The sequence below is a fragment of the Methanomassiliicoccales archaeon LGM-RCC1 genome, assembly GCA_030168575.1.
Taxonomy (GTDB): domain Archaea; phylum Thermoplasmatota; class Thermoplasmata; order Methanomassiliicoccales; family Methanomethylophilaceae; genus Methanoprimaticola.
Genome location: CP115555.1, coordinates 1,536,484 through 1,561,093 on the forward strand (window position 1 = coordinate 1,536,484; position 24,610 = coordinate 1,561,093).

A 24,610-nucleotide genomic window follows, 5' to 3' on the forward strand; every position below is an offset into this window, starting at 1 on the left:
ATTCAGTCAGTCTTTGGAATTCAGAGTGCTTTTTTTAATAATGCCAAGCCCATACAGGCTACGATGACATCTGACAACCGCGAGGACTACCTCATCAGCATCCTGAGGCTGAGCGATGGCGACAGGAACGTCAAGACTACCGAGCTTGCCTCGTTCATGAACGTTTCCCCCGCGAGCGTCACCGAGATGACCAAGACATTGGCCAACGACGGCCTGGTCATCTACGAGAGATACAAGGGCATCCGCCTTTCCGAAGAGGGAGCGACCGTTGCCCGTCAGCTCCGTAAAAAGCACCATGTCATCGAGCACCTTCTGACAGATTGTCTCGGAATGGATCATCAGGATGCTCACGACGAGGCCCACAAGATAGAGCATTCCATATCTGACAACACCAGCATCAGGATCTGCAACATGATCGGCAACCCTGTCGATGAGGACTGCGCCTACTGCTCCGAGCCCTGCAAGCGCTACAGTCAGGGATCCACCAATATCGTCCAGTTGAACAAGATGGCGAAGAACAAGGCCGGATCCATCGCATACATCAAGAGCGAAGACAGCGAGACCATCCGCAGGCTCAACTCTATCGGATTCGTTCCAGGAAGAGAAATCAAGATCGAATCGATACTGCAGGACGGCGGCGACAGGGTCGTGAAAATCGGCGACAACATGATCGCCCTGAGTTACGACCTTGCTTCTGCGGTTTTCGTAGACGTGGTCTGATCCGATTTTATCTAGCTTTAGCTGATAGCTTTTATTTTAGCGAAATCAGCATTACTGGCTCAGATAGTATTTAAAAATGTTCTAAACCATACCCTTTTTAATATTAAGAGGGTGGGAACCTGCAACTCGATATTACATCATCGAAAAAGTGCCTCAAAGGCACTCTAGCATTAGCGGTTATCGCATTCGCCTTGATTGCTGCAGTTGTACCTTCTGCTTCCGTTTCAGAAGATGTTGATGCAGTAGCAAGCGGCATCGAAGGAACGGCTCTCAAGTGGGAAGTAAGTACAACAAATCAGCTGAGCGTTTGGGTCGATGCTTCATCGTCATCCACGGTGACTTCGATCCCAAACTATACTGACAGTCAGACTAGGCCTTGGTACACGGCATACAAAGACACTGCAACCAGCATATCCATCGGAACTGGTGTCACGGGCGTCGGAAACAATGCATTCAATGGCATGAACGCAGTGACGGAAGTTACATTCCCCAGCAGCATCGCCACCATTGGAAATAACGCGTTTGCCAAATGTACAGCGCTTAGAACCGTCACATTTGTGGCCACGAGCGATAACGTAACAATCGGAGAGTACACATTCAGTAATTGCTCTGCCCTCAACAGCATCAATCTGAACACAGCAACCCTGACAGGTCTGGGAAGTGGAGCTTTCTACAACTGCATATCGCTTGATCAGATTACTATCCCCTCGGGCATATCAGCACTGCCCGCAGATCTTTTTGAGGGTTGTTCGAATCTCAAAAACGTATACCTGCCGACCGGAATCACAACCATAGGTAACCACGCATTCTCTGGATGTACAAAGATCTCCCAGATCAACTTTGGTAGCGTGCTTGCAACGATCTACCCCAGCACATTCGCGGGAATCAAATTCATGTCCAGCACTGGAGAGGTCGAACAGACAGTTGCCAACCTGAAGGGAAAAACCTGGATGGGATCCGGTGATGGAAAATTGTATGCTTCCGGTTCTACTGGAGAGTTCATTATCACATTCAATGCACAGGGAGGAGTATCCTCTGCTTCCACTATGGCGACCGTGGGAGGCAAACTACCTTCCCTGCCTACCGCCACTTACGGCACCAAGCACTTCGACGGATGGTTCATGACCAGCACAGGCGGATCCATCATCTCTACTTCCACCGTATTCACCGAGAACAAGACTGTCTATGCTCTCTGGGATACAGCGAAATCAGTAACCGGTGTAACACTCGACAAAGAATCGGCAACCGTCAACATGGGCGGTTCCCTTAAACTGAACGCAACTGTTTCACCTGCGGATGCCACTGATCCATCAGTCGTATGGAGCAGCAGCGACAATACAGTCGCCACCGTAGATAACAGCGGAAATGTGACTCCGGTAAAGACCGGAACGGCCAGAATCACCGTCACAACTAACGACGGCGGAAAGACCGCTACCTGCGATGTAACTGTCCAGCATGTGCCCATCGAAAGCGTGACTCTGAACAAGACGACCGCGATCCTTTCAGTAGGGGACACAGTAACTCTGACGCCGACCGTAACTCCCACCACTGCCGATGTCAAGACAGTCACATGGGAGAGCAGCGCAACTACCATAGCGACCGTGGATCAGAACGGAGTCGTTACAGCTGTCGCCGCAGGTACCGCAACAATCACCGTCAAGACCGTTGTCAGTGAAAAGACCGCGACATGCACCGTCACGGTAGCTACCAAAAGGGTCACAGGACTTACAATGGATGCCACCGCTAGCATGAACACGGGCGGAAAGCTCACACTGTCTGCTGTGATTGCCCCTGCCGATGCAGATGTGAAGACCATCAACTGGTCCAGCAGCAATACGGACATCGCTACAGTCGATAGCAACGGACAGATTACAGCTCTGAAGGCTGGCGAGGTTATCATCACTGCCGAGACCGTCGACGGAGGATTCACCAAAACCTGCACAGTTACCATCACTGACAGCGTCTTGAGCTCCACCACCATAATCATCATAGTGGTCATCGTAGTGGCGCTGATCGCAATCGGAGCTGTGTTCTACCTCAAGAAATCCGGAACCCTCGGAGGCTCCGGAGGCTTTGGCGGAAAGAAGAAGAACGGTGGCAACGGTAAAACCGGAGTCACCCCTCTCAGACCGATCAACAAGCCTTGAAACCTAAAAACCGGGGGCGATCCCCCGGCTATTTTTTTGTTAAGAACCCGTCGATGACGGGATTGAAAATTATCAGCGGTGAGAGAAGATCATCGATACGGACTTCTGATCCTTCTTCTCGACCCTGACGAAACCGATCCTCTCCAGCTGGACCATATCATTGGCCTCTGCGGAGATCGCGGTCTCGATCTTTCCGTTGAGTACATTGCCGTCAGGCATGACAAGAGATGCATCAAGACCGTCAGCGCCTACCCACTGGACTGCACGTACGCCCTTCTTGAGGATCGATACATCGTTTCCATTGTACTTGGCGGGCTTTCCGAACTGCAGATTGCAGAGATCCTTGAGCCTGATCTGGCCGTCCTTCTCGAACAGTGCATAATCCTCTGCCGCAAGGCAAACGGTCCTGGGCGAAGCGATCCTGTAACCCCTGTTGCCCCTCTCGGGATGGTCGGGATGCTTGGGTGCGACTCCGTCGATCACATCGATTCCGTCGATATCGAACGAGACCGGGTCGCTGACGAAGAAGTATCTGTTGGCATCGGTGTCGATGATGTCCCTGTTCATTCCGTACAGGTTCTGCCAGGAGAACTCTATGTCCACAGGTTTGATTCCGGATTCCACCCAGTATCTCCTGATGGCCTCCGGCCTTATTCCGCGCCTCTTCATGGCCCTGACGGTTCCGGTCCTGACATCGTCCCATCCGGTGTACTCTCCGTCCTTGATGCTCTGCTTGATGATCGATGTCTTCAGAACGGTGTCAGGGATGTTGACGAGACCGTAATGGTAGTACTCGGGCTTCTTCCATCCGAAGTAGTCGAAGATGTACTCCTGCCTGAATGTGTTGTTGAGATGGTCCTTTCCCCTGATGACATGCGTCATTCCCATCTCATGGTCATCGATGGCCACTGAGAGGTTCATCATGGGGTAAGCGATGTACTTCTGTCCGGTACGGGGATGGGGGGTCCTTACGAGCCTGAGTGCGACGAAATCCCTGACCGCAGGGTTGGGATGGCAGATGTCGGTCTTTACAACAACGACCGCCTCTCCGTCCTGGTAATCGCCGGCGAGGAACTTGTCGTACCTGTCCAGCTGCGTCTCCACAGGAAGGTCGTGGCAGGGGCACTTCTGCTTGTTCTCCTTCTTCTTCCTCCAGTCGTCACCGTCGCATGTGCAGACGTATGCGTGGCCCATCTCGAGGAGCTTCCTGGTGTAATCGTAGTACATCTCAAACCTGTCCGACTGGATGTACTGCTTGTTGCACTTCACGCCGAGCCAGTCGAGATCCTCCGGGATCATATCGTAGGCGTCGGGATCGATCTTCTCAGGATTGGTGTCCTCGAACCTGAGGATGAGGTCTCCGCCGTACCTCTTGACATACTCATCGTTGAGGATGGAGACACGGGTATGACCGATGTGAAGAGGTCCAGAAGGTCCGGGGGCGATACGCATCACGACCTTGCCGTTCACGTTCTCCAGGTCAGGGAGCTCGTATTTCCTCTCCTTCTTCTCCTTCACGAGCAGTGATGAGTCTATCTCCTCAAGGGCCTTCTTCTGTGCCTCGAAACCCATCTTGTTGACATCTTCCACGATCTGGTTGATTAAGGGTGTGATCTCTCCTGCCTTAGGCCTGAGCTCCGGGCAACTGCCCAGGATCTTTCCCACGACGGCTTTCGGATTGGCTGTACCTTTGAAGAACACCGCATTCTGCAGTGCGAATTTTCTGATCGTCTGCTCGATCTCGTCGGACATGGGACTTCCGAATCTTTAGGCAGTATATAGATATCATCGCGGGCGCGCCCGTTAGGGAAAGAACAGCAGGGATTCCAGCGGGATTAGTTTCGTTCTAACGGGCAAAGGAAAGAATTAAGCCCGACCGACCTATTATGTGGCAAGCTCAAGGAAGTGAGAACATGGGTCTTATGGATCAGCTCAAACAAGGTTTCGACAAGGTAGATGACAAACTCGAAACGGTTGTCGATGGCGGAAAAGCAGAAGTCGACATCAACAAGGAAGAAGTCAAGATAGTCGAGAACACCCGTGACATCGGAAAGAAGATGGTCGAGGCGATGGACAACGGCTTGACCGTGGAAGATGAATCCATCAAGGAACTCTACAACAAGATTCTCGAGTCCCGCAAGAAGATCGAGGAGCTCAAGGGCCAACAGGAAGAGTACAAGAAGAAACTCAACGAATGAATGGGGGACATCCCCCAAACATCCTTTTCATTCGGCAAAAGTCGGACTCTAAGTTATTATTTTGAAACGCCATCCCCCTCTCCATGTCTGTCAAAGATTCGCTTTTCGGCGAAATCAAAACCGTCGAGTCACACATCGATCCCGACAAGGGAGATGCCACAGCCAAACTCTTGGAGGACCAGAACGCCACATATGTCTTCGAAGACCTCAACGGAGGAAGGGCCGCAGGCAACATATTCTCCACCAGAGAGAAGATCGCAAAGGCGCTGAACATCCCCAAGGAGGACATCGTCACACATCTCCTGGATGCCGTCAACTCTCCTAAGGGATGCGAGACCGTCGACAACCCGGTGTTCAAGGAGTGCACAGTCCCTACGGACCTCATGAAGCTCCCTATCCCGAAATACTTCCCGGGCGACGGAGGACGCTATGTGACATCTGGCGTGATAGTGACCGACTACGGAGGGAAGAAGAACGTTTCCTTCCACCGCATGATGATTATGGATGACAGACATATCGCGGTCAGGTTGGTTCCCAGGCATCTCTTCACGATATTCAACATGGCGAAGGAGAAAGGCGAGGAGCTGAAGATCTCCATCTGCATCGGTGCCCAGGCAGAGGTCCTGCTGGCAGCTGCGACTTCGATGGACTTCGGAGCAGACGAGCTCGAGGTCGCATCGGCCATGTGCATCAAAGGCCATGGAAGCCCGCTCAAGGTGGGAAAGTGCGACAACGGCATACTTGTGCCCGCAGACACGGATTACGTTCTCGAAGGAAGGATCACGCTGAAGGAGACCAAGGAAGGCCCCTTCGTCGACATCACCGGAACATACGACTTCGAGAGGCAGCAGCCGGTCATCGAGATTGACAAGATCTGGACCTGCAAGGATCCCGTATTCCATCTCCTGCTTCCCGGAGGATATGAGCACTTCATGCTCATGGGCCTTCCCAGGGAACCGATGATCCTCAAGACCGTCAGACAGGCGGTACCTAGGGTCAAGAACGTCCGTCTGACGGAAGGCGGATGCTGCTGGCTTAACGGAGTGGTCTCCATCAAGAAGAACAAAGAAGGGGACGGCGTCAATGCCATTTTGGCGGCGTTCACAGGGCACCCGTCCATGAAGAGCGTCATCATTGTCGATGATGACGTGGACATCTTCAACGACCGTGAGGTCGAATGGGCAGTGGCCACCAGGATGCAGGCGGACAGGATCATCAAGATCCCCGGAGCGGCAGGATCCTCGCTGGACCCGAGCTCCCACGGCAAGACCACATGGAAGGTCGGCTACGATGCTACCATCCCGATGGATGCCGATAGGTCCCTGTTCGAAAAGATTAAATTGTGACCTGTGGACAAAATCGGGGTCGCAATCTATAGAGCCTAGAAAGCTGACGATAGGTCAAATATTCGCATCCCGAATCATTCCCGCAGACCATGAAAATGGCTGCGGGTGATGAATGATGAATAAAACAATGGCTTTGATAGCCGTGGTCCTAAGCATGGTCACGGCATTCTATCTGGTCGGCATGGATGTCACTGATGGTGCGGTCCCTTCAGGGTCAATGACCATCACGGATGCGGATAGCAACACCTATGCCGATTCGGATCTGACCAGCACCGTGATCTACATAGACTGCGCAAGTGTCTGCGATGATGCCTTCAAAGGTTGCACCACAATTACCAAGGTATACCTCAGCGGCAACGTCAAGACGATAGGCAACAGCGCTTTCGAGGGATGCACGAGTATGACGTACATCGAAGGTACGGAGCTCACCTCCATCGGAGATTATGCGTTCAAACAATCCAAATTGAAGACGGCTGATTTCTCCAGCAAACTCACATCGATAGGCGCGTATGCCTTCGAGAGATGCAACTACCTGACCGAACCCCTGCTCACAGGCACCGGGGTGACGGCCATAGGAGAAGGCGTATTCAAGAACAGCGGCGTGCTGGTAGAGGACCTGAGGAACGTGACGAGTATAACAGACTCCGCATTCTCCGGATCCAGCCTGGTAGGTCAGATAATCAACAAGAATCAGACTGTCAAGGTAGCCGGTGTCGCCTCTATAGTCCTCACCGGTTTCACTCCCGGCACCATATTGTACACATCAATCAACAATAACCACAAGCTTCTTCTCGAAGCTCCTTCCGGTACGACGCTGACCTTTACTGACAGCAACGGGATAACAGAAGTGATGAGTTCGTTCCAGGGTCTGGCGGCTATGAACAGGGGATGCAGCATACCGCTCAACGGGGAGGACATCGAGATCACACCTCGCGTTACGACGATACACTTCAACCCCGTGCTGAACATGGCTGATGTGACGCACATCAGCGGTTCCGGCACATACACTATCCCGGCACCTTCTATTGGAGCGGGGATGCTGGAGAAATGGGTGATCGGTAACGGTACCGATGCGGTCACTACGATAAAGGAGACCGATTTCCAGACACTTGATAGGGAGTTCACGCTCAATCCTGTGTTCGCCACCAGGCATGTCTCCTACAGCCACACCCAGGTATCAGGAACAGCTGCAGCTTCGTCACTGCCTACAGGCATGGACTTTACCGTTGGTGACGCCTATGTCGCTCTGGATGACATGGAAGGATACGAGTTCTCCGGATGGGAGGTGAACGGCGTGTTCTTCGGTGCCGGAGATGCGATCACCACGTACTCCGACCATACAGCGATTAGCGTATGGAATTCGACCACCTGCTCTCTGAATATCATGTCTGCGGACGGAAACGTATCATCCACCCGGACACTGTCCCCAGGCACAACTGTATCGCTGTCCTCACTCTCGGTGACCGAACCAGAGAGCAAGAGGCTGCTCGGATGGAGCCTCACTGAAAACGGGACCGTTCTGACCTCAGACCCGACGATCAGTTCTGATTCATCCCTGTACCCGATATTCGAGGACAGGACGGAGTGGACGGTCAGATTCATGGATGGGCCAGAAGTGCTGGACACTATAACCGGATACGACGGCAGATCGATCGTCATAACGGTGAACAATCCTTCCGCGGAAGGGAAGACCTTCCAGGGATGGCTGGCAGAGGAAATAGGAACGAAATACTACAAGAACGACACCGTCCCGCTCAGCGGAGATGTATACCTGAATGCGGTTTGGGGAAATGTCATGCTCCGCCTCTCCTATCACCATGTGTACTTGGAGAACAGCAGCGTCGCGTGGGGGACCGTGGTCACTGTAGGGACGAACAATGCGGTGAAGGAGGGCTTCTCACTCACGGGATGGTCGAGGACCCTCAACGGTGCAGCGGAGGTCGGGGATGGAAGCTCTCTGCAGATCACAGCCGATACCGACCTGTATGCAGTCTGGACTGAGAACGGGAGATACACTGTTACGTTGCATTACTACAACGGCAGGACCACATCCACATCTGTCAGCCCCGGAGAATCTTACACCGTTCCCAACGGAATGGCCAGAGAACAGGCGACCTTCAACGGATGGTCACTGACTTCGGGAGGCGATTCCAACTATGTCGCGGGAGACACCATCGCCGTCAACAGAAGCATAGACCTCTATGACGTATGGACCGTACGGTCCTCATCCGTTGCAGCCCAGACAGAGATTTCAGAGACTCCTGTAATGCCGCAGAGCGCGGTCATCACCACGGTATCCCTGAGATTGATGGATGGCAGGACAACCCTGAGCAACACCAATGTCCAATCCGGCTCGGACTATCAGCTGAGCTCCGTGTTCGTCCCCGAGAAGGAAGGGTACCGTTTGCTGGGATGGAGCAGCGACAGCACAGCTGAGATTGCCGAATACTCCATCAATGACGCGGTCGCACCCTCTCAGAACACCATCCTCTATACCGTTTGGGAGAGGATGATGCAACTGACGCTGCATGACGGCAGCAATGTCGAGAGCGAGTACCATCCGATGAACGAAACCGTGCAGCTGGATGAACTGGAGAAAGAGGGTTACGCCTTCAAGGGATGGAGCACAGAAGCTGACGGGGAGATCGTGGACGACATGCTCCGGATAGATTCCGATATTGAGCTCTATGCCGTATGGGAGCCTCTTGGATCCAGCATGGTGGTCGTACCCGATTCCGACGATGGATTGCCGGTGTTCAGCGATACGCCCTCCGAAGGGGTCAGCAAAGGAACCTTGACGATAGGCGCTGCCGCGATAGTTGCGGTCGTTATATCGACTGTCCTCGTGATGCATATCCGTAGGGCTTGAAGACGTTATCCTGGCTGGTCCAGGATACCATGCAAACGCTTTATACCCCCATTCCCTAGGGGACGCTGAGCGATATGGCAGCGATCAGACTGGGTAAGAACCACCTTAGGTGGTGCTTTGAATGCAACCTCCCCATCATGGAGAAGGAGAAATGCCCGGTCTGCGGATCTGCCACGGAAGAAGTCGTTCTCACGCCCCCCGGGGATTCAAGACCCGCCTTCCAGCATGACATTGATCTTCTCAGGAGCATCCTGGATCGCGATTACGGACAGGGATGCGGCATGGCAGTCATCCCTGACGGACATGTGGTTATCCTGAGCAAGGCCCCGTCCCTGGACAGGATGGATGAGGTCGTCATCGACGGTGCTGTCATAGCATCGTTCAGATACGACATGGGATCAGGATGGAAGTTCGTTGCCAGGATGCAGGGCGCATACCGCATCGGGAAGAATTACTCCAAAGGATACGTCGTATGCGATCCCGAGGCCGTTCCGTTCATCAGGGAGAGCAAGAACCTCATGGCGCCTGGAGTGGTCGATGCTGATCCCGATATCAAGTTCGGTGACGAGATAATCATCGTCACACCAGACAGGGAGGTCATCGCCACCGGAATGGCGAAGATGACAGGTCCTGAGATGGTTGAATCCACTAAAGGTGTGGCTGTCAGGACCAGATGGTACAGACCAGAAGAGTTCCGCGACCTCACCGACAAGCCCAACTCATGGGATGCAGCGGTCAAAGCTAACGAAGGGGTCATCCAGAGAAGAGTCGAAGAGGCCACGAGTTTCATCAAGAAAACCATCGAGAAGAACGACCTTCCCGCCATGGTCTCGTTCTCCGGAGGCAAGGACAGCCTCGCATCGCTTTTGCTCACGCTGGATGCCGGATTGAAGCTTCCGGTTCTGTTCGTCGACACGGGTCTCGAATTCGACGAGACCGTACAGCATGTCCACGAGGTCTGCGAGAGGCACGGCCTCGAACTGATCGAGGAGAAGGCTCCCACAGATGCCTTCTTCGGTAACCTGGTGTACTTCGGACCTCCTGCTAAGGACTACAGATGGTGCTGCAAGACCAACAAGCTCGGCCCCACCGTGGGCGCTATCAACAAACACTATCCCGACGGTGTCCTGTCTTTCATCGGCCAGAGGAAATACGAATCTGAACAGAGGAACTCCAAACCTAGGGTCTGGAGGAACCCCTGGACTCCGGGACAGGTAGGAGCGTCCCCGATCCAGAACTGGAGCGCTATGCACGTATGGCTTTACATCTTCTACAAGAAAGAGCCCTACAACGTATGGTACACCAGAGGATTGGACAGGATAGGCTGCTTCCTATGCCCAGCCTCGGACCTTGCAGAATTCGATGCGGTCAAGGGCAACAGCAAAAGATGGGATGAGTGGGACAAGTACCTGGACGAGTACATGAACGACCGCGGCCTCCCCAAGGAATGGAAGGAGTACGGTCTTTGGAGGTGGAAGAGCGCCCCCAACTCGATCAAGGAGGAAGTCCAGAGGGTCTCAGGAAAGGAGGTATCGGAATTGACCAAACAGACTAAGGCGCCCGAGAAGGGCCCCATAACGATCAAGGTGCAGGACGGTTACTCCCCCTGCGTCATCGGATACAGCATCGAGGCAGCGCTATCCAGACCGATCGACCTGGAGAAGGTCCGTCCGTTCTGCCACGCCATAACCTGGATCGTCCCCGACAAAGTGGAGGGCGACTACCTGGAGCTCGGCGGGGCCACCCTTTACGCGGAAGGATCCATCATCAGCAAGTCCGGATCCGAACTCGATGCGAGGAGAACGATAGACCACGTCTTCCAGCTGATCATGCGCGGAGAGCAGTGCGTAGGATGCGGACTGTGCGCTGCCAGATGCAGACCTAAAGCCCTCTACATGGAGGACGGAAAGGTCCACATACACGAAGACGAATGCATATTCTGCAGAGAATGTTTCGGACCATGCCCCTCGGTGAACTTTGCCAGGGGAGAGGAGTTCGAGCAGTGAATGTGACATGAAGCTTACCGCCCACACATCAGATATTTGGGTCTCCGAACCGACCGTGATGATGCACTCCGAGGACTGCCTGAAGCTCGGTGTCGGACCTGAAGACCGCGTACGTATCACCAGCAACCGTTCAGTGGTCACATCCGTCGTCATCACGGACACGTACATCCAGAAAGGCGTAGTCATGATGCCTGCGACCTTCATGAAGAAATGCGATGCGGAGGACGGAGACGAGGTGGAGGTCGTTTACTCCCCGATGCCGGAATCCGCCCGTTCCATACGCAAGAAAATCAATGGTGGAAAACTGGACAGGGAGGAGATAGACTCCATCGTCCAGGATATCATGGACGGAGACCTTTCTGAGAAGGAGATAATCGCCTTCGTCTCATCATTCAACGTCAACAATTCGGACCTCTCTGAGGTAGCTTATCTGACCAGATCGATGGCGGCCACAGGCACCACGGTCGACCTCGGTTCCAAGACCGTTTTTGACTTCCACAGTCTGGGAGGGGTTCCTGGAAACAAGATCACCCCCATAGTAGTTTCAATTGTGGCCAGCAGTGGAATGATCATTCCCAAATTCTCATCGCGTTCCATAAGCAGCGCTTGCGGAACATCCGATTACGTCGATACATTCTGCGACGTAGAACTCAATGACGAGGAACTGAAATCCGCTATGGCAAAGACCGGCGGAGTATTCGCCTGCGGTAACAAAGACTACGCTCCAGTCGGCGACTTCATCATCAAGGCCGAGCGTCCCATGGGGATCGACCCCAGACCGACCATGATGGCATCCATCATGAGCAAGAAGGTCGCCATAGGCACCACGCATCTTCTCACAGATATCCCGACCGGAAAGGGAGCCAAGGTCCCTGATATGGAGACCGCGGAGAGTCTGGCCAAAGATATGATCGACCTCGGTACGATCCTGGGGATGCATGTGGAGTGCGCGATCACCTATGCGGACCAGCCGATCGGCAGCTGCATCGGCCCCATCCTGGAGGCCAAGGAGTGCATCAAGGTACTCGAGGACAGGACTGTCGAAGGATCGGTTGCAGAGAAGGCCTGCGGCATCGCGGGCATACTGATGGAGATGAAGGGCTGCAGGGACGGAAGAGCTATGGCCGAGGAGATCCTCAGATCCGGTCGCGCCCACAGGAAATTCCTGGAGATCGTTGAGGCACAGAAGGGCCGCCCGGATCTGAAATCAGACGACCTGTCCCCTGGAAAGTTCGTCAAGGATGTCCATGCCAAGAGGAACGGCCGTGTCCAGTTCGTCGACAATTCAAGTATGGTGGCGATAGCGAAAGGAGCAGGAGCACCTGCGGACCTGGGGGCCGGCATAGAGATACTTCACAAGATCGGTGATGAGGTCAAGGAAGGCGATGTCCTGTTCCGCATCTATGCGGAGAACGAATCCAAACTCAACCGCGCCATCGATTCGGCAAGATCGCGCCGTCCAATGGAGGTCAGGGACCGTCCTGTGTCCAGCGTACCATCGGACATCATCCTCAGGAGAATACCTTCCAAAGAGATTCTGGACCTTATCCGCTACAGAGATCAGCAATCCTCTTGTTGAAATCCGTCGGAATCGCCCATCAAACGTTATAATCTGAACCGTGATACACCAGTTCATGAAAGTAGACCCCGACGACCTTGCGGCGGCAATGGAGAATGATCCCGCTCTCATCGATGAGAACGACGCGATCAAATACCACACCGGACTCCAGGCAGTCAGCATGTACAGGGAGAGCCACGAGCTATGGCTGAAAGGCGAGAAGGAGAAGGCCAGAGAGATCAATTACAAGGCCCACCAGCTGACGGGATGCGACATTCACCCCGGAGCCACCATCGGAAAGAGGTTCTTCATCGACCATGCGACCGGGGTCGTCATCGGAGAGACCACCATCATCGGTGATGATGTGTCCCTCTACCAGGGAGTCACACTGGGCGGAGTCTCCACCAACAAAGGCAAGAGGCACCCCACCCTCGGTAACCACATAGTTATCGGGTGCAACGCTTCCATTCTCGGAAATATCACCATCGGGAACAACGTACGTATCGGTGCGGGTTCTGTCGTCCTCAACGATGTTCCTGACGACTGTACAGTAGTTGGAGTTCCCGGTAAAGTGGTCAGGCACAAGGGAGTCAAGGTCAATTGCGAGCTCATGCACTGCGACCTTCCGGATCCGGAAGAGGATGAGATCGTCATGCTCCGCAAGGAGATCGAGGAACTCAAGAAGCAGATCGCCGAGCTCAAGAAGTGAGTTCTAAAACAATAAGATGGCCCGCCAGCGGACTGCTGGCAGGCCGGTTTAATCATTCTGTAGCAGTTTCTTCAGCCTTGGCTGCCTTCTTCTTGTTGTTCGCGTCGACCGTGGCGGTGAACAGAACATCCGAAGAGGAGTTGAGAGCGGTCTCAAGGGAATCCTGGATGACTCCGATGATGAATCCGACTCCGACCATGTAAGCGGCCACATCGTCAGGCACTCCCAGGATGGCACAGGCCATCGGGACCAGAAGGATGGATCCTCCTGCGACTCCGGAACTACCGCATGCACAAAGCGTAGCGATGATACAGAGGACGATGGCTTGCTCGATCGGGACTGCGATTCCGATACTGTATGCCGCTGTGAGGGCCAGGATACTGATCGTGATTGCCGCACCGCACATATTGATGGCGGATCCCAGAGGGATCGACGTGGAATAGAAGTCCCTGTCGAGTTTCATCTCCTCGCAGAGTGCAAGGTTGATGGGCACGTTAGCGGCAGAACTCCTGGTGAAGAATGCGGTGATTGCGCTTCCACGGAGACAGGTGAGCAGAAGAGGATACGGATTCCTCTTTCCGGCCACTGCCACGATCAGCGGGTTGGTCACGAACATGACCAAGACCATGCTCAGTACGATGATCAGGATCAATGCCCCGTAATCGACGAACAGCTCGGGTCCGTTGTTGGACAGCGCCTCGTAGATCAATCCGAGTACTCCGAAGGGAGCGAACTGGATGAAGATCGAGATAACCTTCAACAGCATATCCGTGATGTTCTGACTCAGATCAGCGGTGTGCTTGGTCGCGATCGGTTTCATGAGGATACCGATGAGCACGGCCCAGAACAGGATACCGAGATAGTTGGTGTTGGCCAACGCATCGATGGGGTTCACCAGGATCTTCCTGATGATGCTGTCCAGGAATGCTTCGAATGTTGTTACGGCTCCTACAGGTTCCTCAGAGATGACAGGAAGCGCGACGGGCATTATGTAGAACACGACGACCGATACCGCTGCCGCTATTACGCTGCTGAGGAAATACAAAACGATAACAGATTTGAATCTGGAACCGAGACCTGTGCTCCTGGTGATCAGCGATGTGATGATGATCGCCATGATGAGGATCGGTGCCACTGACTTCAGGGACTGAACGAATGCCACTCCCAGAAGGTCTATGTAAGGGAGCCCGGGAATCAATAATCCCAAGGCGATACCTACCAGCAATCCAGCGATGATACGCAGAATAAGGCTGATAGAGGTCCATTTTTCCCAAATAGCCTTGAAATCCATGGATTGTAACGGTCTTATGCTATAATATAAACTTCCCCGTTGGCGGGTATAACAGATTCAGTATCTGGAACCATCTCCTACCGTCAAATGAGTTATGTACCTCTTTCAGGATACCACATCGATCAGATGTCTTTGATGATCCATAACACACTAACGAACTCCAAAGAGGAGTTCAAGACGATAGAACCGGGCAAGGTCAAGATGTACGTGTGCGGAGTCACCGTGTACGACGACATCCACATGGGCCATGCGAGGTGCATGATCGTGTTCGACACCGTTGTGCGCTACCTCAGATACCAGGGCTATCAGGTCACCCACGTCACCAACTTCACCGACGTGGATGACAAGATCATCAACAGGGCGGCCAAGGAGGGGATTGATCCCTTGGAGCTGTCGGCAAGATACATCGACAAGTACTTCGAGGACGCAGCCAAGCTGGGAATCAACAAGGCTGACATCTATCCTAAGGCCAGCGAGTGCATCGGAGACATCATCGAGATGGTCCAGAAGATCATCGACAACGGATTCGGCTACGTCACCAGCGACGGAAGCGTGTACTTCTCAATCGACAAGGTCAAGGACTATGGCAGGCTCGTGAAATCCAAACTCGAGGACATGTCGTCCTCTGGACGCGTCCAGATGGACGAGGAGAAGAAGAATCCCATGGATTTCGCCGTATGGAAGGCTGCCAAGCCCGGAGAGTGCTCCTGGGATTCCCCCTGGGGAAAGGGCAGGCCCGGATGGCATATCGAATGCTCTGCGATGATCGGCAGGTATCTCGGCGAGCAGATCGACATCCACGGCGGAGGCAACGACCTTATCTTCCCCCACCATGAGAACGAGATCCTCCAGACGGAAGCGGTGACGGGCAAACCCCTGGCCAACTATTGGATGCACAACGGTATGCTCCAGGTCAAGGGACACGGCATGACCAAGGAGGAGAAGATGTCCAAATCTCTTGGCAACTTCTTCACGGTCAAGGATGTCGCGGCCAAGTACGATCCGCAGACCATCAGGTTCTACTTCCTCAACACCCACTACATGAGTCCCCTTCTTTACGGAGAGGACATGCTGGAGGAGGCCAAAGCGGCGGACTCCAGGATCATCAACTGCTACAAGGATCTCAAATCCTACATCAAGACAGCTCCCGAAGGAGATGCCGAGGCAGATGACTGCTGCGACTCCATCGAGTCCTACAGGCAGGGATTCAAGGATGCCATGGACGATGACTTCAACACACGCCAGGCGATAGAGGTCATCTTCCAGATGGTGAGGGCCTTGAACAAGGCCATGAACGAGAAGACCCTTAGCAAGAAGGCAGCCGAGAGGCACCTGAAGCTCCTGGACGAGTTCAACGGTATCCTCAACATCATCCCCGCGGAAGACGGTGCCGACGACGGTACCCTGGACGATGTTATGAACATCCTCATCGACCTCCGTGCAGAGCTCAGGAAGAACAAGATGTACGATCTGGCCGACATGATCCGTGACAGGCTGAAGGATGCAGGCGTGGTCCTTGAGGATTCCAAGGACGGGGCCAAGTGGAAGAAGATCTGATATCGGATTCAGAGCTTTGCGATCTTCTTCTGGGCATCGGCCAGCAGGTCGCATGACTTGCATCTCCTACCTACGGTAGGCTCTCCGCATTTGCACATGTGCAGATTCGATGTAGTGTACTCCTTGTAGAGCATCGGACGCAGCGTATCATATGAGGACACTATGCTGTGCCTGGATCCGGGAGACCTGTCCTCCAGCTCATCCACGATGCTCCTGTACTGATTCCTCAGCGCCTCCTGCCAATATGGGCATTCGCCATCCCAGAACTCTATGTCGTTGACCAGAGCGTAGAGGAGACTCTCCTTCTCTGGGATCAATCTCAACGGAAGGAATCTCGGAATGAGCCCGGGCTGCACCCTCTCATGGGGACCCATCCTGGCAAGCCTCTCGACATCCCCTCTGACGAAGTTCATCATTATCGATTGAGCCATGTCGTCCAGATTATGTCCTGTCGCCAGATACTTGGCCCCTATCTTCCTGGCCTCATCGTTCATGAGCCTGCGGCGGAATACCCCGCAGTAAGTGCACGGGCTGCTGTCCCTCGACAGCGGCGCGATGGCATCCATTGTGACTCCCAGCTCCGAGAATGAACGCAGATGGAATTGGATGTCCGTACCTTCGCAGAACTTCCTCACGATCTCCACGCTGGGAGGACGATATCCATCTATGCCCTCATCGATGACTATGGCGTGCACGGTGACCTTGTTGCGGGGACCGAAGACATCGGAGATCAGTTTGAGAGTGACCATGCTGTCCTTCCCTCCGGACACCGCTACGGCGATGTTGTCCCCGGGATAGACCTTGATCTGCTTGCGGATCTCCCTCTTAACTCTCTTCTCGACGAATCTGGAGAAATCCTGGGCACATAGATGCATGCCGTTGTATCTGATGAAAGTCACGGCCTCGGCGTTGCACTGGTCACATTTCATAGAATTCACCGCGGCCTCCGGATTCGGAGTCTATGATCTCAGCGACCTTCGCCGCCAGTGCCTTTGAAGGGATATCCGGCAAGGAGATCAGCGTTGTCCTGCTCTTTCCGTCCGAAGAGACCTTGGTGCGAACTAGTCCGACCTTCTCGAGGTCCTGGATGTAGATCCAAAACTGGGTGTGCTTCCTGGCCGTGAGCTCGTATTCCTCGCACACGATGGCATAGGTCTTCTCTGCGGCAGTGATCGGGATGGATACGTTCTGCTTCATCGCACGGGCGACCGCCAGAAGAACGACCTTCCTATTGATGTCCAGTGTGCTGATCTTCGATTCCGATACGACGCTGTAGATCAGGGCCTTGGCGGCACGGACATTCTCCACCGTGACCTCTCCGAGGGAATCATCCTCAGCTATGACCGCAGCCTTCTCCAGCAATTCGATCACCATTCTGGCGTCGCCGTAGTCCTCTGAGCTCTCGGCTATCTGGTCGAGAGCATCATCGGATATCTTACCGGGATACAGTGCCTCATCGGCCCTCTCGGATGCGATCTGCCTGAGCTCGTCGTAGACGTACTTGTTGAACTTGACGGTCGATGCACGGCGGAATGTGGATACAGAGGCATCGTCCAATAGCGGGAATATCGATTCCTGTGAGATCAGGATCAGCGACACAGGCGCAGGTTTCTCCACCTCGTCCGATAGCCTTGTTATCTGATAGATCAGGTCGACGGTGCCCTTCTTCAGAAGGATGTCTACCTCGTCCAGGATAAGAACTATGGGCCTCTTGTTCTTCAGGAGGTGGACCTTGAGTGTGCGGGCCAGCTCCTCGTTGGAGAATCCCCTGTCCGGATGGCCTTGATCGAAATGGCGGATGAGCGTCAGCAGGACTGCGTTCTCGGAGTTGTTGCTCCTGCAGTTGATGTAGATCGTGTCCAGCTGCATGCCCTTTCCCTTACAGTACTCGGTCATCTCCTGGCAGAACTTCCTGGCGGTGACAGTCTTACCAGTTCCCACCGTACCCATCAGGAATGCGTTGCAGGCACGGCCGGATTCCACGAAGGGGCGGTATAGCTTCTCCAGCTCATGCATCTGTCCCTCCCTTTTGACCAGGTTCTTTGGAACGTAGTCATAATCGAACTTGGAAGCATCCCTGATGATGGTGGAGGATTTCTCGAACATTTTGCACCTTTCCATGGTTTGTTGCTGCTAGGAACCCACTTTGATATTGGCTCTGCCATACCTTCGCCCAATAAAATCTTTTATAAGCTCTGCTATGGGTAGATGATTCCGATGAATGAGATTTGGACGGAGAAGTACAGGCCGAAGAACCTGGACGATGTTGTCGGACAGAAGCATGTGACCGAGAGGCTCAAGGCCTATGTCGAGTCCAGGAACATGCCCCATCTGCTTTTCACCGGCCCTGCCGGAACTGGGAAGACGACATGCTCTCTGGCACTGGCCAAATCCATGTTCGGGGACGAGTGGAAGGGCAACTTCATCGAACTCAACGCCTCCGACGAGAGGGGAATCGATGTGGTCCGCGGAAAGATCAAGGAGTTCGCGAGGACCGCTCCGCTCGGAGGAGCAGAATTCAAGATCATCTTCATGGATGAGGCCGATGCTCTCACATCGGATGCACAGGCCGCTCTCAGGAGGACAATGGAGAAGTTCTCAGGCATCTGCCGTTTCATCCTCTCATGCAACTATTCATCGAAGATCATCGACCCTATCCAGTCCAGGTGCGCGGTGTTCAGGTTCAAGCCCCTCACATCGGATGATGTGAAGGAGTTCCTCGAGATGATCGTGAAGAACGAGAACGTGAACATCGACGACGATGCGATGACCGGGCTCATCCACGTGGCGAGAGGGGACATGAGGCGTGCCGTCAACTCGCTCCAGGTGGCCGCATCCCTCGGAAAGAAGATCGACCTCGACGTCATCTACCAGACGACCGGAATGGCCAACCCTCAGGCGGTCAAGGAGATGATCGAGACAGCGCTCGACGGGAACTTCATCAAGGCCCGTGACATGCTGGACGACATCATGATCACCTTCGGACTCTCCGGACAGGACATCATCAAGCAGATCCATTCTACATTCTTCGACCTGAGCATCACGGATGCAGAGAAGGTCAGGTTCATGGACAAGACCGGTGAGATAGAGTTCCGTATCGTGGAAGGAAGCAACGAAAGGATTCAGCTCGAAGCCCTGCTGGCCTACCTGGTCATGCTCGGCGGAAAATCGAGATGAACTTCGGGACAAGCGTCCCTACGGCCTCTTCCAATACCTCTTGCGAGGAACACATCACCAGGATGCCGTGCTCATCTGCCAATCCGTGATCGTAGACGGCACCGGCCTTCTCCGCTATGTGCATCCCAGGTTTGAAATCCCATATCTTGTTGAGGAACCTAACGTGGACGTCTATCCTCCCGGCTGCGAGATAGGTGTAATCCACGGATGATGCTCCGAACACCTTGAATCTGGCGATGTCGGAGTAACAGTCGTGGAAGATCGCCGCCTGGGCATCCCTGAATTCCTGGGAGCGCCTGCTGAAATCCCCTGTGGAGACGAGGCACTGCTTCAACGGTCTGGGCTCGCATGTGTGGATCCTCTCGCCGTTCAGATATGCGCCGTTCTCGTCTGCGGTGAACATCTCATCGAACACCGGAAGGTAGATCGCTGAGGCCTTCGCCTCTCCGTTCTCCATGAAGCAGCCCTGGATGCCGAAGAATGGTATCCCTCTGCTGTAGTTCATGGTCCCGCCTATGGGGTCGATAGTCCAGCAGCGTTCGGAAAGCTCCTTGTCTGGATTGGTCTCCTCGGAGATGATCGTATCCTCGGGGAACGCTGCGGTTATGTCTTTGATGATGGACTGCTCCGCCAGTATATCCGAACCTGTGACGACATCGTACATGCCGATAACGGTGGATTTGTCCTTCGCTGAACGGTCGCCGTTGAGGACTATCTCCGATGCCTTCCTTATGGCATCCGTCAATACCTTGAGTTCGCCAGTCATGATAATCAGTAACGGTTGTCGAAGATACGGTTTGTCTTCTTCTCGCTTCTAGGCAGATATCCTATGTCCACGGCCTTCGGCACAACGGTGACGTTGATCTTGGCCTTGACCTTCTCGACCAGCTCCTTCTCCGCAGCCTCGCGTTCCTCACCCGTGGCCTTGGTCTCGAAGTAGACGGTGATCATATCCCTTCCCTCGAGGTGATCTATCATGATCTGATACTCGCTGGTCGCGTCCTTCATGGTCGCCAGCACCTCCTCGAACTGAGCAGGGAACATGTTGACCCCTTTGACCTTGATCATATCGTCCGTGCGTCCGATGATGATGTCTATCCTGGGGAACCTGGATCCGCATGGGCAGTCTCCTGGGATGATCCTTGTGAGGTCATGCGTCCTGTACCTGATGAGGGGTGCTCCCTCCTTCTTCAGTGTGGTGATGACCAGCTCACCTACCTCCCCGTCAGGGAGGTTCTTGCCGGTCTTCGGATCGATGATCTCGAAATAGATGTAGTCATCCCACATGTGGATACCGTTGCGGTAATCGCAGCTGATTCCGATTCCGGGGCCGTAGATCTCCGTGAGCCCGTAGATATCATAGAAGTCGACACCCAATTCCTGGGCGATGCTCTGGCGCATCTTGTCTCCCCAACGCTCGGAACCGATGATTCCCTTCTTCAAGCAAAGCTTGTCCCTGATGCCGCGCTTCTTGATCTCCTCTGAAAGGAGAAGTGCGTATGATGATGTGGCGCACAGAACGGTGGAACGGAGATCCTCCATCATGCGGAGCTGCTTCTCGGTATTGCCCGGGCCCATCGGTATGGCCATCGCGCCGAGTCTCTCGCATCCCGCCTGGAATCCTATTCCGGCGGTCCACAGACCGTATCCGGGAGTGATGTGGATGCGGTCCTTGTTGGTGACGCCTGCCATGACGTAGCAGCGCTCGAAGATGATGGCCCAATCCTCCACATCCTTCTTCGTGTAAGGGATGACCACCGGAGTGCCTGTGGTTCCCGAAGAGGAATGGATCCTGACGATGTCCTTCTCCGGCACAGCGGCGAGGCCCAGCGGATATGCCTCACGGAGATCTGCCTTGTCGGTGAAGGGGAGCTTCTCGAAGTCCTCCTGCGTCCTTATGGATTCGACGTCTATGTCCTTGTACTTCTGGGCATAGAACTTGCTGTGGGCCTTGATGGTCGACAGCTCGTTGAAGATCATCTCCTTCTGATACTCGTTCATCCTCATCTTATCTCACCGCTGTTGATCTTCTCCAGCAATTCCGTGGCTTCCTGTGAGCCGCGGTTCGCTGCCTTGGTTAACCACTTCTTTGCATTAGTTAAACTGTGTGTCATTCCGTGACCTGAAATATGCATTTTCCCAAGCTCGCACATGGCATCCTCTGAACCCAGGTCTGCCGCCTTTATCATCAGCTTGGAGGCCTTATCCGCATTATCCTGGACTCCCCTGCCCTCCAGGTACATCAGGCCCAGACGGTAGCCTGCTTTGGGGTAGCCTGCATCGAGGCATCTGCTGTAGCAATCCATCGCTTTGTCATAGTCGACGGGTATGCCCCTGCCCTCCTCGTTCATGACGCCCATCCTGTACAATGCGAGCACATTGCCCGCCTCGGCCGATTTGGAATACCAGAAGTACGCCTGCTCCCAATCCTGCTGGATGCCTTCGACGTCTGAGTACATGAATCCTAGATTGAACATCGCTCTGGCATCGCCGAGGTCCGCAGCTCTCTTGTAGAGATCCATGGCCTTCTCCAGATCGAGTCTCATACCGATTCCGTGGGCACGCATATGACCGAGGTTGCAGATGGCCTCGGCATGATCCTGATCGGCTGCCAGACCGAACCATCTGGCTGCCTCCCTGCGGTCTTGGACGACTCCATCGCCCTTGTAGAAGAGATAGCCCATGGCGACCTGTGCATCAGGATCTCCGTCCTGGGCGGCCCTGAGCACATCCTCGAATCCCGTGGAATCACCTTCTCTTGGATTTGATGAGATTCAGAAGAGCAGCGGCATCCGGATCGCCCTGCTTGGCCGCAAGGTTGAGGTACTTCTTCGCACGGATGTCGTTCTTCTTCACGTACTTGCCCTCGTAGTAGATCTTTCCGAGATAGAACTGAGCCTCGTAGTAGCCGCTCTCAGCAGAAGCCTCCAGCAGCTCCAGTCCCTCTTGGACATCCTGCTTGACACCCGAGCCGGTGACCTTGAACATCCCTAGGAACGCCATAGCAGCGGGGTGTCCTTTCTCGGCGGCCTCCGTGTACCATATGGCGGCCTCGTCGAGGTTCCTCTCCGTTCCTCTTCCCTCGTAGTAGAAGCATCCGAGACAGTACTGCGAGTTGACCTCGCCCATCTCCGCCGCTTCTTTGAACCATTTCAGAGCCATCTCGTCGCTCTGCTCGTAATAGTAACCATTGCCGTACATGCATGCCAACGCATACTGCGCGTATCCGTTGCACCTGTTTGCGGCCTCTGTGAACCAATGTGCCGCCTTCTCGTAACTCTTGGGGATCAGCTGTCCCTCGAAGCACATGTTCGCGAAGTCCACCATTCCCTGCTGGTATCCGTTCTCGCAAGACTTCTCCAACCATTTCACGGCCTGGGAAGGGTCCCTGTCGACTCCCTGACCGTATGCATAGGACATCCCGATCTGGTATTGGGCCTCGGCGTGACCCTGTTCCGCGGCCTTCTCGAACATGACGGCCGCCTTCCTGACATCGGTGTACTTCTTCTTGGGGACGATGTACATGCAACCGCAGGCGAACTGAGCATCCTTGTTTCCCGCCTCAGCCGACTTCTCGTACCATTCCAATGCCTTCTTCTCGTCAGGCTCTGTGTTGCACAATCCCTGGTCGTACATCTGACCGATACGGTACATGGCGGTGCCGTCGCCAGCATCAGCTGCCTTGGTGAGCCATTTCAGGGCGAGATCCTTGTCCTTCGGGATCCCCTTTCCCATCAGATACATGAATCCGATCTTGGCCTGTGCCTCGGAATCCCCCTGCTCAGCGCAGGCGGTGTAGAATCTGACGGCCTCCGCATGACTCTTCTTGACCTTGTCGTCCCCTTTGTCATACATCCTGAAGAGTTCCTCGGATGCTACTGTGTCCCTTTGCTCTCCCAGGAACCTCTTCGCCAGAAGACTATCCATGACCTCTGGAGGATTCCTCTCGAATTCCTTGGCGACGATCTCGGACTCTTTGGATCCCGCTGCCGCTGCGTCGATGAATCTCTTCTTGGCCGATTCCTTATCCTGGGTGACCCCGCCCTCTCCAAGATACTGGAAGAGAGCGAACAGGTATCCTGCATCCGCATCGGATGAAGCAGAAGATGCGGCCGAGGCTGCCTTGGATAGGTCGAAGGAGTCTGAATGACGGTCCATGAGGGCCCGTACTTTTAGGGACTGTTCGGAAGCCATGTGAACTTACCTGCTACTGGTTAGTAACGCGCGATATATCACGATTACGACAAGTACTGAGGATGACTCAAAGCTAGTAAGTATTCCGGAACTAGTGGCCAATCGCTTATATCGAAGGAGGAACATTTCAGCAATATGTTCTCCGACACGGATGTGATGGAGCCTCTCGAGAGGGCGAAGTTCATCATCCGCAACGGCACCGATTCGGATTATCTCGACGCATACAACATACTGATGCGCGAGTCGAAGAAGGGCAGCACGGAGGCCAATTACTACCTCGGACTCATGTACGCCAGAGGACAAGGTGTCACCAAAGACTACGAATCGGCCCGCATATGGTTCGAGAAAGGGTCAGACGGAGGCCATCCCAGTTCCAACTACTATCTGGGGATGATCTACCTCAACGGACTGCATGTTGAGAAGGACCTGGAGAAGGCCAAGGAGTATTTCCTGATGGCAGCGGGCAAAGGCGATGTGCGCGCCGAGTATGAGCTGGGGCTCCTCCATTTCAAGGATGAGGGAATCCCCAGAGACCTTGAGGTATCTGCACACTGGATGAAGCAGGCTGCAGAGCACGGTCACGTGGAGGCACAGTTCATCCTTGGACAGTTCTACAAGACAGGTGCCGGAGTCCAGAAGGATGCACCGTTGGCCGTCAAATGGCTTATGACGGCTGCGATCAACGGTCATCAGGGGGCGCAGGTGCTCCTCGGCAACATGTATCGTACTGGGGACGACGTCCCTCATGACGATGACGAAGCAGACCGCTGGTACGATATGGCGGACAGCAACAGGAATGCCGCCAGATTCTGATTTTCAAAAAAGGTGAAGGGGGTTG

At 54.1% G+C, this 24,610-nt stretch carries 19 protein-coding genes; 11 read left to right on the forward strand and 8 right to left on the reverse strand.

All coding sequences use genetic code 11. The features are described from left to right. Window positions 1-63: 63 nt before the first annotated feature. Both PED39_07845 and PED39_07850 read left to right on the forward strand, forming a co-directional pair. Window positions 64-720 carry a metal-dependent transcriptional regulator gene (locus PED39_07845; GenBank protein WII07494.1) on the forward strand — a complete coding sequence of 219 codons (657 nt, stop codon included), beginning with the start codon at window positions 64-66 and terminating at the stop codon, window positions 718-720. A gap of 191 nt (window positions 721-911) precedes the next feature. Further along, a complete protein-coding gene (locus tag PED39_07850) occupies window positions 912-2,867 on the forward strand; it encodes a leucine-rich repeat protein (GenBank protein WII07495.1) in 1,956 nt (651 codons plus the stop codon). A 72-nt stretch (window positions 2,868-2,939) separates the two neighbouring features. Here PED39_07850 and PED39_07855 read toward each other — a convergent pair whose 3' ends face one another. After that, window positions 2,940-4,619, reverse strand: coding sequence for a glutamate--tRNA ligase (locus PED39_07855; GenBank protein WII07496.1), 1,680 nt, complete (start codon window positions 4,617-4,619; stop codon window positions 2,940-2,942). A gap of 161 nt (window positions 4,620-4,780) precedes the next feature. Here PED39_07855 and PED39_07860 point away from each other — a divergent pair, with 161 nt between their 5' ends. From PED39_07860 to cysE, 6 genes are all read left to right on the forward strand, one after another. Next, window positions 4,781-5,065, forward strand: coding sequence for a hypothetical protein (locus tag PED39_07860; GenBank protein ID WII07497.1), 285 nt, complete (start codon window positions 4,781-4,783; stop codon window positions 5,063-5,065). Window positions 5,066-5,148: 83 nt separating this feature from the next. Continuing rightward, entirely contained in the window at window positions 5,149-6,411 is a 1,263-nt protein-coding gene (locus PED39_07865) for a UbiD family decarboxylase (protein WII07498.1), read from the forward strand. Window positions 6,412-6,526: 115 nt separating this feature from the next. After that, the gene (locus PED39_07870) at window positions 6,527-9,280 is read left to right on the forward strand and encodes an InlB B-repeat-containing protein (GenBank protein ID WII07499.1); all 2,754 of its coding nucleotides are present in this window, start codon (window positions 6,527-6,529) and stop codon (window positions 9,278-9,280) included. Window positions 9,281-9,354: 74 nt separating this feature from the next. Then, complete coding sequence (locus tag PED39_07875; protein ID WII07500.1) at window positions 9,355-11,286, forward strand: phosphoadenosine phosphosulfate reductase family protein; 1,932 nt, start codon at window positions 9,355-9,357, stop codon at window positions 11,284-11,286. 7 nt (window positions 11,287-11,293) lie between these two features. Continuing rightward, window positions 11,294-12,865, forward strand: coding sequence for an AMP phosphorylase (locus PED39_07880; GenBank protein WII07501.1), 1,572 nt, complete (start codon window positions 11,294-11,296; stop codon window positions 12,863-12,865). Between the two features lie 55 nt (window positions 12,866-12,920). After that, window positions 12,921-13,553 carry a serine O-acetyltransferase gene (gene cysE, locus PED39_07885; GenBank protein ID WII07502.1) on the forward strand — a complete coding sequence of 211 codons (633 nt, stop codon included), beginning with the start codon at window positions 12,921-12,923 and terminating at the stop codon, window positions 13,551-13,553. A 52-nt stretch (window positions 13,554-13,605) separates the two neighbouring features. Here the strand turns inward: cysE and sstT are convergent, their stop codons facing one another. Further along, on the reverse strand, window positions 13,606-14,844 hold the full coding sequence (gene sstT / locus PED39_07890; GenBank protein ID WII07503.1) for a serine/threonine transporter SstT: 1,239 nt from the start codon (window positions 14,842-14,844) through the stop codon (window positions 13,606-13,608). A gap of 87 nt (window positions 14,845-14,931) precedes the next feature. On the opposite strand from sstT, the gene cysS reads away from it, so the two are divergent. After that, window positions 14,932-16,401 carry a cysteine--tRNA ligase gene (cysS, locus tag PED39_07895; GenBank protein ID WII07504.1) on the forward strand — a complete coding sequence of 490 codons (1,470 nt, stop codon included), beginning with the start codon at window positions 14,932-14,934 and terminating at the stop codon, window positions 16,399-16,401. Between the two features lie 8 nt (window positions 16,402-16,409). Here the strand turns inward: cysS and PED39_07900 are convergent, their stop codons facing one another. Both PED39_07900 and PED39_07905 read right to left on the reverse strand, forming a co-directional pair. Continuing rightward, window positions 16,410-17,330: a TIGR00269 family protein gene (locus tag PED39_07900; protein ID WII07505.1), complete on the reverse strand. Its 921-nt coding sequence runs from the start codon at window positions 17,328-17,330 to the stop codon at window positions 16,410-16,412. Then, a complete protein-coding gene (locus tag PED39_07905; protein ID WII07506.1) occupies window positions 17,320-18,507 on the reverse strand; it encodes an AAA family ATPase in 1,188 nt (395 codons plus the stop codon). Before PED39_07905 ends, PED39_07900 begins: the two co-directional genes overlap by 11 nt. A 111-nt stretch (window positions 18,508-18,618) precedes the next feature. Here PED39_07905 and PED39_07910 point away from each other — a divergent pair, with 111 nt between their 5' ends. After that, window positions 18,619-19,578: a replication factor C small subunit gene (locus PED39_07910; GenBank protein ID WII07507.1), complete on the forward strand. Its 960-nt coding sequence runs from the start codon at window positions 18,619-18,621 to the stop codon at window positions 19,576-19,578. Here the strand turns inward: PED39_07910 and PED39_07915 are convergent. From PED39_07915 to PED39_07930, 4 genes are read right to left on the reverse strand one after another with little or no spacing between them, the layout of a single operon-like run. Continuing rightward, entirely contained in the window at window positions 19,553-20,344 is a 792-nt protein-coding gene (locus PED39_07915; protein WII07508.1) for an inositol monophosphatase, read from the reverse strand. The two genes, PED39_07910 and PED39_07915, sit on opposite strands and share 26 nt — an antisense overlap. Window positions 20,345-20,349: 5 nt before the next feature. Next, entirely contained in the window at window positions 20,350-21,585 is a 1,236-nt protein-coding gene (locus PED39_07920) for a phenylacetate--CoA ligase (GenBank protein WII07509.1), read from the reverse strand. Beyond that, the gene (locus tag PED39_07925) at window positions 21,582-22,307 is read right to left on the reverse strand and encodes a tetratricopeptide repeat protein (protein WII07510.1); all 726 of its coding nucleotides are present in this window, start codon (window positions 22,305-22,307) and stop codon (window positions 21,582-21,584) included. Before PED39_07925 ends, PED39_07920 begins: the two co-directional genes overlap by 4 nt. A gap of 19 nt (window positions 22,308-22,326) precedes the next feature. After that, the gene (locus tag PED39_07930; protein ID WII07511.1) at window positions 22,327-23,736 is read right to left on the reverse strand and encodes a tetratricopeptide repeat protein; all 1,410 of its coding nucleotides are present in this window, start codon (window positions 23,734-23,736) and stop codon (window positions 22,327-22,329) included. Between the two features lie 171 nt (window positions 23,737-23,907). On the opposite strand from PED39_07930, the gene PED39_07935 reads away from it, so the two are divergent. Then, a complete protein-coding gene (locus PED39_07935; GenBank protein WII07512.1) occupies window positions 23,908-24,585 on the forward strand; it encodes a tetratricopeptide repeat protein in 678 nt (225 codons plus the stop codon). Window positions 24,586-24,610 lie beyond the last annotated feature (25 nt).

Bases quoted from the DNA above. Each gene is read 5' to 3' on its own strand.
- PED39_07845 (WII07494.1), top strand. From the start codon at position 64: ATGACATCTGACAACCGCGAGGACTACCTCATCAGCATCCTGAGGCTG.
- PED39_07855 (WII07496.1), bottom strand. From the start codon at position 4,619: ATGTCCGACGAGATCGAGCAGACGATCAGAAAATTCGCACTGCAGAAT.
- PED39_07860 (WII07497.1), top strand. From the start codon at position 4,781: ATGGGTCTTATGGATCAGCTCAAACAAGGTTTCGACAAGGTAGATGAC.
- PED39_07865 (WII07498.1), top strand. From the start codon at position 5,149: ATGTCTGTCAAAGATTCGCTTTTCGGCGAAATCAAAACCGTCGAGTCA.
- PED39_07870 (WII07499.1), top strand. From the start codon at position 6,527: ATGAATAAAACAATGGCTTTGATAGCCGTGGTCCTAAGCATGGTCACG.
- PED39_07875 (WII07500.1), top strand. From the start codon at position 9,355: ATGGCAGCGATCAGACTGGGTAAGAACCACCTTAGGTGGTGCTTTGAA.
- PED39_07880 (WII07501.1), top strand. From the start codon at position 11,294: ATGAAGCTTACCGCCCACACATCAGATATTTGGGTCTCCGAACCGACC.
- cysE (WII07502.1), top strand. From the start codon at position 12,921: ATGAAAGTAGACCCCGACGACCTTGCGGCGGCAATGGAGAATGATCCC.
- sstT (WII07503.1), bottom strand. From the start codon at position 14,844: ATGGATTTCAAGGCTATTTGGGAAAAATGGACCTCTATCAGCCTTATT.
- cysS (WII07504.1), top strand. From the start codon at position 14,932: ATGAGTTATGTACCTCTTTCAGGATACCACATCGATCAGATGTCTTTG.
- PED39_07900 (WII07505.1), bottom strand. From the start codon at position 17,330: ATGAAATGTGACCAGTGCAACGCCGAGGCCGTGACTTTCATCAGATAC.
- PED39_07905 (WII07506.1), bottom strand. From the start codon at position 18,507: ATGTTCGAGAAATCCTCCACCATCATCAGGGATGCTTCCAAGTTCGAT.
- PED39_07910 (WII07507.1), top strand. From the start codon at position 18,619: ATGAATGAGATTTGGACGGAGAAGTACAGGCCGAAGAACCTGGACGAT.
- PED39_07915 (WII07508.1), bottom strand. From the start codon at position 20,344: ATGACTGGCGAACTCAAGGTATTGACGGATGCCATAAGGAAGGCATCG.
- PED39_07920 (WII07509.1), bottom strand. From the start codon at position 21,585: ATGAGGATGAACGAGTATCAGAAGGAGATGATCTTCAACGAGCTGTCG.
- PED39_07930 (WII07511.1), bottom strand. From the start codon at position 23,736: ATGGACCGTCATTCAGACTCCTTCGACCTATCCAAGGCAGCCTCGGCC.
- PED39_07935 (WII07512.1), top strand. From the start codon at position 23,908: ATGTTCTCCGACACGGATGTGATGGAGCCTCTCGAGAGGGCGAAGTTC.